Origin of the sequence: Micromonospora sp. NPDC047527 (genome assembly GCF_040643015.1) — a bacterium.
Taxonomy (GTDB): Bacteria; Actinomycetota; Actinomycetes; order Mycobacteriales; family Micromonosporaceae; genus Micromonospora.
The window spans coordinates 252,421-265,715 of sequence record NZ_JBEYTK010000006.1; the positions used below are offsets into that span (position 1 = coordinate 252,421).

The following is a 13,295-nucleotide window of genomic DNA, read 5'->3' on the forward strand; positions in this document are numbered from 1 at the left end:
TAGCTCACAGCGTGGGATCCGCGCTGGATGCGACGGCCGGCGGTGCCTAGACTCGACGGCACAACTGAATACCTCATCCAGAGGGGCTGAGGGATACGGCCCGACGACGCCCCGGCAACCACCCTGCGCGCTCACCGCTGAGCGACCCGCGGGGCAGGTGCCAATTCCGTCCCTGCCGCACCGTGCGATGCGGGGAAAGATGAGAGGACTCCCCGACATGACGTCGACCCTCGCCGCCTCCGGCATCGACACCTCCACCAGCCCCGCCCGCGCCCTGGTCTGTCGCGCCTGTTCGGCCCGCTACCCGCTCGCCGCCCAGCACGCCTGCTACGAGTGTTTCGGCCCGCTGGAGGTCGACTACGACACCGCTGCCCTGGCCACGGTCACCCGCGAGCAGATCGAGGCCGGCCCGAAGAACATCTGGCGGTACGCCGCGCTGCTGCCCGCCGGTCAGGACCCGGCCACCCGGGTCACCCTCGACCCGGGGCTGACCCCGCTGGTGGCGGCCCCGCATCTCGCCGCCGAGCTGGGCATCACCGCGCCGCTCTGGGTCAAGGACGACAGCGCCAACCCCACCCACTCGTTCAAGGACCGGGTCGTCTCGGTGGCGCTCACCGCGGCGAAGGCGCTCGGCTTCAGCCGGTTCGCCTGCGCGTCCACCGGCAACCTGGCCAACTCGGTGGCCGCGCACGCCGCCCGCGCCGGCACCCCCTCGGTGGTCTTCATCCCCAGCGACCTCGAGCAGGGCAAGGTCATCACCACGGCCGTCTACGGCGGTGAACTGGTCGCCATCGACGGCTCGTACGACGACGTCAACCGGCTCTGCGGCGAACTGGTCGAGACCGACGAGTTCGAGGACACCGCGTTCGTCAACGTCAACGTCCGGCCGTACTACGCGGAGGGCTCCAAGACCCTCGGCTACGAGGTGGCCGAGCAGCTCGGCTGGCGGATCCCGGCCCAGGTGGTCATCCCGATGGCCAGCGGCGAGCTGCTCACCAAGATTGACAAGGCGTTCTCCGAGCTGGTCGAGATCGGGCTGGTCGAGGCACCGGCCGGCGGCTGGAAGGTCTTCGGCGCCCAGTCGGCCGGCTGCAACCCGATCGCCTCGGCCCTGCACGCCGAGACCGACACGATCACGCCGGTCAAGCCGACCGGCATCGCCAAGTCGCTCAACATCGGTGACCCGGCCGCCGGCCTCTACGCGTTGGAGGCGGTCCGTCGTACCGGCGGCTGGATGGAGTACGTCGACGACGACGAGATCCGCGCCGGCATCCGGCTGCTGGCCCGCACCACCGGGGTCTTCGCCGAGACCGCGGGCGGGGTGACGGTGGCGGTGCTGCGCAAGCTGGTCGAGTCCGGACGGCTCGACCCGACGGCGGAGACGGTCGTCTTCAACACCGGCGAGGGCCTGAAGACCATCGACGCGGTGGCCGGTCAGGTCGGCCCGACGCACCACATCAAGCCCTCGCTGCGCGCCGCCCGCGACGCCGGCCTCCTCGGCTGACGCGCCCCCCGTCCCCAACCCCTCCCCACCCTCGGTTCCCCTCGCCGGCCCGCCGGCCTGCCCGCCCGCGCCTCACTCGTCGCCGGTCGCTTACCGGCCACGTGCTGGCGTGATCGACTCCGTTTCGCCGACATGGCGGTATCCGCCTCCTCGGAAACCGCAACATCGGCGATATGGAGTGGGTCATGCGCCGGGCCGGGCCGGGTGGGCCGGGGTCGGGCCAGGGCGGGTCGGGCGGGGGAGGGGGGATCGCCCGGACGGGGGATCGGGTCGATCCGCCGGGTAACTGGCTTTTCGCGGTGAGTGTGGAAAACCCGCCGCTGCGGACTTGACGGCAGGAACCGGACGGCGCAAGATGCTCCGTGCGGGAGGGCATTTCGCCGGAGACTTTTGAAGTTCTTGCGACCCAACGCCGGAGGCGTTGTGCGAGTGTCCCTCCCGACCACGTTCGATCGGGCCACCGGATTAATTCGGTGGCCCGATCGCTTTTCCGGGTGCCAGGCTCGCCGGCATGAGCATCACGATCGTGTCGTTCGACGGCTCCGACCGGGCCGCGATCGACCAGGCGTACCGGATTGGCGCGGCGGCCAACGACGTCGACCTGCCGTATCTCCCGCCGTTCTGTCGCCGTCGCTTCGACGCGCTCTTCCACACGCCGATGCCCGGCACCGAGTCGCTCTGGGCGCTGGCCCGGCTGGATGGCGTGCCGGCCGGCTACCTCCAACTGGATCTGCCCCAACTCGACAACACCGACAACGCGTCCGTCGAGCTGACGGTGCATCCCGAGCTGCGGCGTCGCGGCGTCGGCCGGGCACTGCACGAGTACGGGGTGCGCCTGCTCCGCGAGCGCGGACGCAAGCGGGTGGTCGGAATGACCGTCCGCGCGCTCCCCGACGGGCCGGCCCGCACGGGCGCCGGTGATGCGTTCGCCGCCACGACCGGAGCCCAGGCCGCGCTGGTCGAGGTGCGTCGCCGGCTGGCGGTCGACACCGTCGACCGGGTCGCGCTGAGGTCGGCGCTGGCCGAGGCACACGCCCTGGCCGAGGGGTACCGGTCGGTCACCTGGCAGGGTGCGACCCCGCCGGAGTACCTGGCGGACATCGCCTACCTGGACGGCCGGCTGCTCATGGACGCGCCGATGGGGGACGTGCAGTGGGAGCCGGAGCAGGTGGACGCCGAGCGAATCCGGGGCACCGAGCGGGCGTTGGAGGCCCGGGGTCGGCGGCGCTACCACCTCGGGGTGCGGCATGAGGAGTCCGGCCGGCTGGTCGCCTGGACTCTGCTGGACGTGGGTGCCAGCGCGGACTGGCACGCCTTCCAGCAGATCACCATCGTCGATCCGGCTCACCGGGGGCACCGGCTCGGCCTGCTCGCCAAGATCGAAAATTTGCATCACCTGCTCACCCACGAACCGGCGGTACGGGTCATCGACACCTTCAACGCGGCCAGCAACAGCTACATGATCGCGATCAACGAGCGGCTCGGCTTCCGCCCGGTGGACTCCTGGAACAACTGGCAGCTCACCCTCTGACGAGCAATCGGCGCTACTGCTCCTGCGATGTCCTCAGGCATGCGTCTCAGCCGGGCATTGGCGCTACTGCTCGCGGAGCGTCCTCAGGCATGATGGCGGGCATGACGGAGACCCCGCAGCCCCTGTACGACAGGCACGCCGACACCCTCAACCGCGCGCTGACCGCGATCACGGAGCGGGGCTACTGGTCCGCGTACCCCGAATCGCCCAGCCCCCGGGTGTACGGCGAGACCGCCGCCGCCGACGGCAAGGCCGCCTTCGAGGCGTACCTGGGTGGCGACTTTCCTCTCGACCAGCCGGGCACGGGCGGGCGGATCGCCACCGAGGCGAGCCCGTTCGGTGTGGAGTTGGCGGTGCGCTATCCGCACGCCAGCCCCGACGAGCTGATCGCCGCCGCCTCCGCCGCGCTGCCGGCGTGGCGCGACGCCGGCCCGCAGGCCCGGGTGGGCGTCTGCCTGGAGATCCTCGACCGGCTGCACAAGAACATCTTCGAGCTGGCCAACGCGGTGCAGTTCACCAGCGGGCAGGCGTTCGTGATGGCCTTCCAGGCCGGCGGCGCGCACGCGCTGGACCGGGCGCTGGAGGCGCTGGCGTACGGGTACGCCGAGATGACCCGGCACCCGGGCACGGCGGGCTGGGAGAAGCCCGCAGGCAAGGGCGACCCGCTGCGGATGACCAAGACCTTCCATGTGGTGCCCCGTGGAGTGGCGCTGGTGATCGGCTGCAACACCTTCCCGACCTGGAACTCGTACCCGGGGCTGTTCGCCTCGCTGGTCACCGGCAACCCGGTGATCGTCAAGCCGCACCCGCGCGCGGTGCTGCCCCTGGCCGTCACCGTGAAGTACGCCCGGGAGGTCCTCGCCGAGGCCGGCTTCGACCCGAACCTGATCCTGCTGGCCGCCGAGGCGCCCGGCGAGAAGCTCGCCAGTGACCTGGCCCTGCACCGGTCCGTGAAGATCGTCGACTTCACCGGCTCCACCGAGTACGGCGACTGGCTGGAGACGCACGCCCGGCAGGCGGCCGTCTACACCGAGAAGGCCGGGCTGAACACGGTGGTGATCGACTCCACCGACGACTTCGCCGGCATGTGCCGCAACCTCGGGTTCACGCTGACCCTCTACAGCGGTCAGATGTGCACCACCTCGCAGAACATTCTCATCCCGGCCGGCGGCATCGAGACCGACCAGGGGCACAAGAGCTTCGACGAGGTGGCCGGCGGGATCGCCGCGGCGGTCGGCAAGCTGACCGCCGACCCGGCCCGGGGCGTCGAGCTGACCGGCGCCATCGTCAACGACGGGGTGCTGGAGCGGCTGGCCGAGGTGACCAAGGTCGGCGCGCCGGTGCTGGAGTCGCGGGCCGTGGCACACCCGGCGTACGCCGACGCGGTGGTGCGTACCCCGACGATCGTGAAGCTGGCCGCGGACGACGCGGGCACCTACGGCCGGGAGTGGTTCGGGCCGATCTCGTTCGCCATCGCCACCGACTCCACCGCGCACAGCCTTGAGCTGATGCGCCGGACCGTCGGTGAGAAGGGCGCGCTCACCGCGGGGGTCTACTCGACGGACGAGGCGGTGCTCGACGCCGCCGAGGCGGTGGCGGTCGAGGTCGGGGTGCACCTGTCCTGCAACCTGACCGGCGGGGTCTTCGTCAACCAGTCGGCGGCCTTCTCCGACTTCCACGGCAGCGGTGCCAACGCGGCGGCCAACTCGGCTCTGACCGACGGTGCCTACGTCTCGAACCGCTTCCGGATCGTGCAGTCTCGGCGGCACGTCTGATTCTGGCTGCGGTTGGGGTTTCCGGGGCAGCCCGACCCGCTCCGGGCGGTCAGGCTTGATCCCCGCGCGGGTCGGGCCGCCCCGGAAACCCTTCGTGGGCACGCTGGTCGGGGCGCTGCCGGCTCTTGGGCAGCAGCTCTAGGCCGGTCGGCGCATTTGCAGCTCGGTCAGTGCCGGGACCGTGGGGTGTGGGACACGTACGCCGGTGTCGGTGAAGCCCAGCCGCTGGTAGGCGCGGTAGGCGCGGTCGTTGCCGACCACCACCTCCAGCATCAGCTCCGGCCGGCCACAGGCTCGGGACCAGGCCGCCACCTCGTCGATCAGCTCGCCGAGCAGCCCGCTGCCCCGCCGGGCCGGGGTGACGTACACGGCGTAGATGACGGTCAGCTCGGGCTCGTTCGGGGCGACCGTGCCACCGGCGTGCCCGACCAGCCGGCCGCCCGGGTCGGCGACGAACTGCGCCCTGTTGGGCCCGAGCGAGGTGTACGCGACCCGGGCGGCGTACTCGGCGTGGGAGAGCGCTGCGGCCTGGGCCACGGTCTCCAGAAAGGCCAGCGGTGCGTCGGCGAGCATCTCCAGGCGCAGCGCCCGCATGCGGGCGGCGTCCTCCGGGCGTACCCGACGGATCTTCGCCGGCCGGAGGCCTGGATCGGTGGTCATGCCCGCATGCCTATCACAGGGGTGGACGACGGTTTCGACGTCCTCGATCGCGTCGTCCAGGTACGCGCCTCCGCTGCGTGCCTGCGTCTGTTCCGCAACCTGGTCGCCAGGGCGGGATCGTCGCGGGCGACACGAGGCGACAGGTGCCGCAGCGCCGTCCGCAGCGCGCCGGTAGTTATGAGCATGGATTGCTTTGATCGAAAACAGGGGATGGCTCCTGCTGTCGGAAACGCGCTCGATGCCGCCCGTGATGTGCCCGATTTGCGGTAGTGCGCGGCCGTCACTCCTCGTGTAGCGTGCGATTTCGGTCACCCATTTCAGCGGTCGACGTCGATCGGTGAAGCGGTGGTCGGAAGGCGTTCGGCCCTGCCGTGCGCCGGGGCCAGGCAACGCCGCGCAGAGTGAGGAAGTGCACCGTGGCACAGGGCACCGTGAAGTGGTTCAACGCCGAAAAGGGCTACGGCTTCATCGCCGTCGACGGCGGTCAGGACGTGTTCGTCCACTTCTCCGCGATCGAGATGGACGGTTACAAGGCGCTGGACGACGGTCAGCGGGTTGAGTTCGAGATCGCCCAAGGTCAGAAGGGTCCGCAGGCGGAGCACGTCCGCGTCGTCGCCTGAAATTCTCGTCCGGCCGGCCGGTGAATCGCCTCCGGTCGTCGGAGGGTCGGGGCTGTGGTGGTGACGCCCACCCGGAAAGATCGTGAACCGTCCAGCCGATGCTGAGGAGGGTTCATGACCGACCAGCCACCCCCGCCCACCCCACCCCTCGGGCCGGGGGAGCCGGGTCCGTCCGACCCGACCTCGCCCGGCACGCCGCCTGCCTCCGGCGCGGCCCCCGGCATGCCGCCGGGCGCGCCCTCCGGTCCGCCGCCCGGCGCGCCCTCCGGTCCGCCGCCGGGCATGCCGCCGGGCGCGCCCTCCGGTCCGCCGCCCGGTTGGGATCCGGCGCAGGGTGGTTGGGGGCCGCCGCAGCAGCAGGGCTGGGTCTTCCCGCCCACCGGCGGCTACCCGCCCGGGGTGGGTCCCTACGGCGGGCAGCCGTGGTATCCGGGGCCACCGGTCGGCTGGTACCCGCCGGGTCACGGCTTCGACCCCAACGATCCCCTGGTCACTCCGCCCGGTGCCGGAATCTACGGCTGGCTCAACCGGGTCAACGGCGCGCTGCGTCGGGGTTGGCGGCAGTTGGTGCCGATCCTGCTGCTCACCCAGGTGCTGCCGTCGGCGGTCCTCTCGGTCATCTCGCTGGCCGTGGACCCGTCGGCCGGCTGGGAGGCGCAGGCCGATCTGGACCCGGCGGCCGGGCTGCCGGACAACTTCGCCGTCGACATGGCAACCCTTCTCGTGGCACTGATCGGCGGCAGCCTGCTCTTTGGTCTGGTACAGGCGGTGGGGTGGGCCGCCGGCAGTTGGGTGATCACGCAGCAGGCCGCCGGCAGGCCGGCCAGCATCGACGCGGCGCTGCGGTACGGCGTGCGTCGGGCGCTCGGTCTGTGGGGCTGGACTCTGCTGATCAGCGTGCTCGTCGGCGTAGGTGTCTGTTTCTGCCTGCTGCCGGGCATCTACCTGGCCTTCGCGCTGAGCATGGCCGGCCCGGTCTACCTCTTCGAACGGCGCAACCCGATCGGCCGGTCGTTCCGGATGTTCCACGACCGGCTCGGGCTGCTGCTCGGCCGGGTGGCGCTGGTGGCCGGGGTGGTGATCGTCGGCAGCATGATGGGCGGCTTCCTGGAGTCGCTCGGCATCGTGACGCTGGGCTCGGACCCGCTGGCGTCGCCGGGCGCCGCGGTCGTGGCGGTGGCCGTGATCGGCGTCACCGCGGTGCTGGTCCTGCCGGCCCACCTCGTCCAGTTGGTCGGCCTGCTGGTCACGTACACCGAGCAGCGGGCCCATGAGGCACCGGTGAACAGCGCCGGACTGGCGGCGGAACTCGGCTGAGCGCCCCCATCGTGCTTGCACTCGGCAGGGGAGAGTGCTAAACAAGTCATTGGCACTCGCATACCGTGAGTGCCAATGGTCGGGACGGTGGGGCCAGGTTGCACCGGCGTGGAGACGCCGGGGTGGCATGGCCGGTCGTCGCGGGCTATCCGGCCCGGCCGAAGGACGTCGTCGTCGCCAGGTGGCGACGTCCCAAGGTGCGTACACCAGGCGGCCCATCCGGGGCACACATCTCGGGTGGCCCGTGAGTGTCCAGGAGGACAACGCCGTATGGCCAAGATGATCGCGTTCGACGAAGAGGCTCGCCGTGGCCTCGAGCGAGGCATGAACCAGCTCGCTGACGCCGTAAAGGTGACCCTCGGCCCCAAGGGCCGCAACGTCGTGCTCGAGAAGAAGTGGGGTGCCCCCACCATCACCAACGATGGTGTGAGCATCGCCAAGGAGATCGAGCTCGAGGACCCGTACGAGAAGATCGGCGCCGAGCTGGTCAAGGAGGTCGCCAAGAAGACCGACGACGTTGCCGGTGACGGCACGACGACGGCGACCGTCCTGGCTCAGGCCCTGGTGCGCGAGGGCCTGCGCAACGTGGCCGCTGGCGCCAACCCGATGGCCCTGAAGCGGGGCATCGAGGCTGCGGTCGCGAGCGTCTCGGAGGAGCTGTCCAAGCTCGCCAAGGACGTCGAGACCAAGGAGCAGATCGCCTCCACCGCCTCCATCTCCGCTGGTGACAGCACCGTCGGCGAGATCATCGCCGAGGCGATGGACAAGGTCGGCAAGGAAGGCGTCATCACCGTCGAGGAGAGCAACACCTTCGGGCTGGAGCTGGAGCTCACCGAGGGCATGCGCTTCGACAAGGGCTACATCTCGGCCTACTTCATGACCGACCCGGAGCGCATGGAGGCCGTCTTCGACGACCCCTACCTCCTGATCGTCAACAGCAAGATCGCGTCGGTCAAGGACCTGCTCCCGATCCTGGAGAAGGTCATGCAGTCGGGCAAGCCGCTGCTGATCATCGCCGAGGACATCGAGGGCGAGGCCCTGGCCACCCTGGTCGTCAACAAGGTCCGGGGCACCTTCAAGTCGGTCGCCGTCAAGGCGCCGGGCTTCGGTGACCGCCGCAAGGCCATGCTCGCCGACATCGCCATCCTCACCGGTGGCCAGGTCATCAGCGAGGAGGTCGGCCTCAAGCTCGACGCCGTCGGCGTCGACATGCTGGGCCGCGCCCGCAAGGTCGTGGTGACCAAGGACGAGACCACCATCGTCGACGGTGCCGGCGACGCCGAGCAGATCCAGGGTCGGGTCAACCAGATCCGGGCCGAGATCGACAAGAGCGACTCCGACTACGACCGCGAGAAGCTGCAGGAGCGGCTGGCCAAGCTGGCCGGTGGCGTCGCGGTGATCAAGGTCGGCGCGGCCACCGAGGTCGAGCTCAAGGAGCGCAAGCACCGCATCGAGGACGCCGTTCGCAACGCGAAGGCGGCCGTCGAGGAGGGCATCGTCCCGGGTGGTGGCGTCGCGCTGGTGCAGGCCGGCAAGACCGCCTTCGACAAGCTGGACCTGGTCGGCGACGAGGCGACCGGTGCCAACATCGTCAAGGTCGCGCTGGACGCCCCGCTGCGGCAGATCGCCGTCAACGCCGGCCTTGAGGGCGGCGTCGTGGTGGAGAAGGTCCGTAACCTCGAAGCGGGTCACGGCCTCAACGCCGCCAACGGCGAGTACGTCGACCTGCTGGCCGCGGGCATCATCGACCCGGCCAAGGTGACGCGCTCGGCGCTGCAGAACGCCGCCTCCATCGCGGCGCTCTTCCTCACCACCGAGGCTGTTGTCGCGGACAAGCCGGAGAAGAACCCGGCTGCCCCGGCTGGCCCGGGTGGCGGAGAGATGGACTTCTGAGTCCAGTCCGACACAGAACGGGGCGGGCCGCTGACGCGGTCCGCCCCGTTCGTCGTCAGGTGGGCAGTGGGCGCTGGTTGCGCCGTTTCTTCGCCTGGTCGTACGGCGGAGGCAGTTGGATCGGCGCGTCCACCATCTCCTGCGACTCCTCGACCACCGATGTGCCGTCGGTGGTCATCTCGGCCAGTTGCTCGGCGTCGCCGTAGTCGAGTCGGTCGAACGGCAGTTGACCGGGGAGTTCAGCGACCGGCTTCCAGGTGATCGGCGGGCCGTCCTCGGTCTGGTCATCATCCGTGGTCATGGCTGCCTCCTCTACCGAAACGGTAGGGGGCGTCGATGATCGATGCGGGGCGAACGCGTTATCTGGGTCTATATCCCGTTCGCCCTTTAATCGACATCGAGTGTCCGCCGGTACAGGAAGAAGACCCGCTCGATCCGGGCACCCGCGCTGCCCGAGTAGAACGGCACCGGCCCCACCCAGCCGATCTGAGCCCGGTCCAGCCCCGCCGCCCGCTGGTCACGCAGGCAGCGCCGCAGCAGCACCCCACCGATGCCCGAACCCTCGGCGGCCGGCGCGGTGCCCATCGGCCCGAACCAGCTCGGTCGCGACGACCCGTACGCGGCGAAACCCAGCACCTCGCCGGCCTGCTCCGCGAGGTGGCAACCGGCGCCCTCGCGACCCACCGACCCGGCCAACTCGCCGTCCCACGTGCCACCGAAGGCGGACCGGGCGAACGCGGTCAACGCCGGCAGGTCCGCTGGCTCCGCTCGGCGTACGGTGATGCCCTGATCGGCCAGCCGCCGCTCCGCCGCCTCGGTGGACCGCAGCGCCGGCGACCCGTCGTACGACAGGTCGGCGGTCATGTTCCAGGCGGTCCGGTCCTGCCGGTAGCCCAGCGCGAGGGCGGTGCAGACCGCCGCCGTGTAGCGGACGTCGATGCCCGGCCACGCGTAGTACGGCGGGTTGCCGGCCAGCAGCACCTCGGTCACGCCGCGCTCGGCGAGCACCCGCTCGGCCCGACCCAGCAGCGTCCGGCCGACACCCCGGCGACGCTGGTCGGGCAGCACCGCGAGCAGGTCGACGTGCCCGGTGGACGGGTCGCTCGACGACACCGAGCAGAGCAGAACCCCGACCAGATCAGCATCCCGGTACGCGCCAAGCGCGACCACCGGACGGTCGGCGGCGGCCCGGGGCCAGAGCACGTCCACGATGGCAGCGGCCTCGGCGGCGTCCTCGGGCAGGTCGAGAGCCCGCACGCAGAGCCGTACCACGGTGGAAACCAGGTCGGGGGTCAGCTCGGTGACGGTGATCTCGACGTCCATGGTGGCCGACCCTAGATCACCGTGTGCCGAGCCGCGCTCCCGCCCATCGAGCCGAAACGACGTCCCGCCTATCGCCGAGCGGCCTGGACGGCGGCGTAGGCGTCGACCTGGCCCGCGCCGGTGACGTTGGCCGGGCCGCCACAGGCGTCGGCCGGGTCGCGGGAGCTGTAGGTCGGCTCGGCCGATGTGGCGGTGTCCCGCAGGATCTGCCGGGTCCGGGGCAGGTCACCGACGAGCGCCGGGTTCGCCGACCACATCAGCGCGACCACTCCGGCGACCTGCGGGGTCGCCATCGAGGTGCCGTCCAGCGCGGCGTACCCGCCGCCCGGCATCGCCGACACCACACCCACCCCCGGTGCCAGCAGGTCCGGTTTGCCCGCACTGCCCGGCACCGGACCGCGCGAGGAGAACTCGGCCACTCGCCGCTGCGCGTCGACCGCGCCCACGGTCAGCACGTTCGAGTACGGCGCGGGCGGGTCGTCGATCGACCCGCACCACGGGCCGGTGTTGCCGGCGGCGGCGACCACGAAGATCCCGGCGGCATCCAGAGCCGTGCTGGCCGGCAGCAGCGCGCCCGGGTCGCAGCCCTCGATCGGCGGGCAGCCCCACGAGTTGGTCAGCACCTGCGGGGCGCGCTCCGGCCGGCCGTCGGTGAACGGGTCACCGCCGGTCGGGAAGGGGGCCAGCATGAACTGGAGGCAGTCCAGGTAGTGCCCGGGGCTGCCCAGGTTGCGGTCCAGGTTGACGCAACCCACCCACTGCGCGTCCGGCGCCACCCCGATGCCGTCCCGTCCGACCGCGCTTCCGACCGTGTGGGTGCCGTGCCCGCCCTGGTCGTTCGGGGCGCGGGTGCCGTTCCACGGGTCGTACCAGGAGTCGTCCCCGCCGCGGAACCCGGCCCGCAGCGTCGGATGGCCTCCATCCACTCCGGAGTCGGAGCTGCCGACCACGATGCCCGCTCCGGTCACCCCGAGCTGTGACCAGACGCGGTCGGCGCCGATCTGCCGGATGTTCCACTCCGGGCCGGTGGGTGCCGGCGCGGTGCCCCGGGTCTGCCCCGCCGGGGCGGGCAGTGGCCGCAGGCGCTGGCTGACCAGCACCCGGGCCACCTCGGGCCGACGCGCCAGCCAGGCCCGCACGAACGGGCCGCCGTCCACCTCGACCGCGTTCACCAGGTAGTACGGCACCGGGTCGAGTCGTAGCCGGGTCACGTCCCGGCGCAGGTCGGCCTGGCTCCGCTCGGCGGTGGCCACGAGCCGCCGGTAGACCTCGGCCGCCCGGGCGTCGCGTCCGGCCTGCCCGGGTGTGCCGGCCGGCAGACCGGTCAGGTCGGCCTGCTCGCGCAGCACCACCAGCAGCCGCTCGCCGTGCAGCCCGGGTTGTCCCGGCCCGACGTCGACGACGACCGCCGTCACCAGCAGCACCGCCGCCGTCAACGCGGCTACCCGACGGCTCGGCGTCCGCGCCGCCGGTCGGGCCAGCAACACCCCGTACCCGATGGCGACCAGGACCGCGACGGCGAGCCCGGCACCGGCGGCGACCGCCACCCAGAACGGCACGTCGCGGGTGCCGACCAGCAGCAGGGTGATCTCTTCCGGGTCGGTGAACGCCAGCGGTCCGAGCACGGCCAGGCCGACCAGCCATCCGGTCGCGGCCCGGCCGGTACGGGAGGCGTCCGTCGCCGCCTCGGAAGTCGGCCGCAGGATCGCGGCCCAGAGAGCGGCCAGCGCGAAACCCGCCGGTGGCAGCGTCAGCAGGGCGGGCAGTTGTGCGCCGGACTCGCCGACACCGGCGGCGAGCAGCAGCAGCGCCACCCCGGCGACCAGGCCACCGACCAGCACCAACCGGGCCGGGCGGGGCGGCCGGCCGATCGCGAACCGGGACCAGAAGGTGGCGTCCAGCAGTGTCGCCGCCAGCACGCCCAGGGCGGCGGCGGCCAGCGCCGCGAGCGCGGTCTCCAGCAGCCCGCCGAGCGCGCCCAGCCAGGCCCAGGGCAGCAGGAGCGCGAGCCCGGCGGCGACCGCGAGCAGCGGCACGGGTCGGCGCATCGCCCGGCCGCGCCCGGCCGGCTCCGGAGCGCCGACGACCCCGGCCGCCCCGCCGTCGGCGCTGTCGGCCGCCCCGCCGCCAGCGCTGTCGGGCGCAGCCCCGCCGCCGCTGTCGGGCGCGCCCCCGGCTGCGGCGTCGGGGCCTGGCCTGCTGCCGCCGCCCGAGCGGGTGGACGCCGACCGGCGTGCCCACCAGCGCAGGACGAGCGTCGTGAGTGCCGTCGCGCCGGCCAGCACGGCCAGGTACGCCTCGTGGTGCACCGGCGGCACGATCCGCACCAGCGTCAGCACCGCGAGCGTGAGTGCCGCGCCCAGCCAGGCCCGCCCGGTGGCCCGGACGGCGGCCGAGCGGGGCAGTAAGGCCAGCAGCACGGCGGGAGTGCCCACCAGCGCGGCGGTGAACAGGCCCAGCACCGGCCAGAGCCAGCCGACCCGGTCCCGCCCGAAGCTCAGCAGCACCTGGTCGGTGAGCCAGCCACCGGACTGGGCAACGACGGTGACCGCCACCGCCCAGCCGCCGGCCAGGACGGCCGCGACCACCGGCCACGGGTTGGCCCGGGCCGTGGCCCACGGCTGGTGGGGCGGTGGTTGACCAGCGGGTGACGCAGAGCCGACCTGCATGAC

General features: G+C 72.0%; 10 protein-coding genes and 1 riboswitch. Of the genes, 6 read left to right on the plus strand and 4 right to left on the minus strand.

Annotated elements, in window-relative coordinates; translation table 11 throughout:
• Nucleotides 1–70 precede the first annotated feature (70 nt).
• Nucleotides 71–206, plus strand: a riboswitch (SAM riboswitch).
• An 11-nt stretch (nucleotides 207–217) separates the two neighbouring features.
• From thrC to paaN, 3 genes are all read left to right on the plus strand, one after another.
• Nucleotides 218–1,504, plus strand: coding sequence for a threonine synthase (thrC, locus tag ABZ808_RS23350; RefSeq protein WP_357010173.1), 1,287 nt, complete (start codon nucleotides 218–220; stop codon nucleotides 1,502–1,504).
• 511 nt (nucleotides 1,505–2,015) lie between these two features.
• The gene (locus ABZ808_RS23355) at nucleotides 2,016–3,035 is read left to right on the plus strand and encodes a GNAT family N-acetyltransferase (RefSeq protein ID WP_357010176.1); all 1,020 of its coding nucleotides are present in this window, start codon (nucleotides 2,016–2,018) and stop codon (nucleotides 3,033–3,035) included.
• A 101-nt stretch (nucleotides 3,036–3,136) separates the two neighbouring features.
• Nucleotides 3,137–4,810, plus strand: a complete 1,674-nt coding sequence (paaN, locus tag ABZ808_RS23360) for a phenylacetic acid degradation protein PaaN (RefSeq protein ID WP_357010179.1) — start codon at nucleotides 3,137–3,139, stop codon at nucleotides 4,808–4,810.
• A gap of 138 nt (nucleotides 4,811–4,948) precedes the next feature.
• Here paaN and ABZ808_RS23365 read toward each other — a convergent pair whose 3' ends face one another.
• On the minus strand, nucleotides 4,949–5,470 hold the full coding sequence (locus tag ABZ808_RS23365) for a GNAT family N-acetyltransferase (RefSeq protein WP_357010181.1): 522 nt from the start codon (nucleotides 5,468–5,470) through the stop codon (nucleotides 4,949–4,951).
• A gap of 416 nt (nucleotides 5,471–5,886) precedes the next feature.
• On the opposite strand from ABZ808_RS23365, the gene ABZ808_RS23370 reads away from it, so the two are divergent.
• The 3 genes from ABZ808_RS23370 to groL all read left to right on the plus strand — a co-directional run bounded on the left by ABZ808_RS23370 (nucleotide 5,887) and on the right by groL (nucleotide 9,300).
• Entirely contained in the window at nucleotides 5,887–6,090 is a 204-nt protein-coding gene (locus ABZ808_RS23370; protein WP_053654337.1) for a cold-shock protein, read from the plus strand.
• A 114-nt stretch (nucleotides 6,091–6,204) separates the two neighbouring features.
• Entirely contained in the window at nucleotides 6,205–7,407 is a 1,203-nt protein-coding gene (locus ABZ808_RS23375; RefSeq protein WP_357010183.1) for a hypothetical protein, read from the plus strand.
• Between the two features lie 270 nt (nucleotides 7,408–7,677).
• Nucleotides 7,678–9,300 (plus strand): chaperonin GroEL, encoded by a 1,623-nt coding sequence (groL, locus tag ABZ808_RS23380; protein WP_357010185.1) that lies wholly within the window; start codon nucleotides 7,678–7,680, stop codon nucleotides 9,298–9,300.
• Nucleotides 9,301–9,355: 55 nt separating this feature from the next.
• On the opposite strand, the gene ABZ808_RS23385 is transcribed toward groL, so the two are convergent.
• From ABZ808_RS23385 to ABZ808_RS23395, 3 genes are all read right to left on the minus strand, one after another.
• The gene (locus tag ABZ808_RS23385) at nucleotides 9,356–9,601 is read right to left on the minus strand and encodes a hypothetical protein (RefSeq protein WP_357010188.1); all 246 of its coding nucleotides are present in this window, start codon (nucleotides 9,599–9,601) and stop codon (nucleotides 9,356–9,358) included.
• Between the two features lie 86 nt (nucleotides 9,602–9,687).
• Entirely contained in the window at nucleotides 9,688–10,623 is a 936-nt protein-coding gene (locus ABZ808_RS23390) for a GNAT family N-acetyltransferase (RefSeq protein WP_357010190.1), read from the minus strand.
• A gap of 68 nt (nucleotides 10,624–10,691) precedes the next feature.
• The gene (locus ABZ808_RS23395; RefSeq protein WP_357010192.1) at nucleotides 10,692–13,292 is read right to left on the minus strand and encodes a S8 family serine peptidase; all 2,601 of its coding nucleotides are present in this window, start codon (nucleotides 13,290–13,292) and stop codon (nucleotides 10,692–10,694) included.
• Between the last annotated feature and the right edge of the window lie 3 nt (nucleotides 13,293–13,295).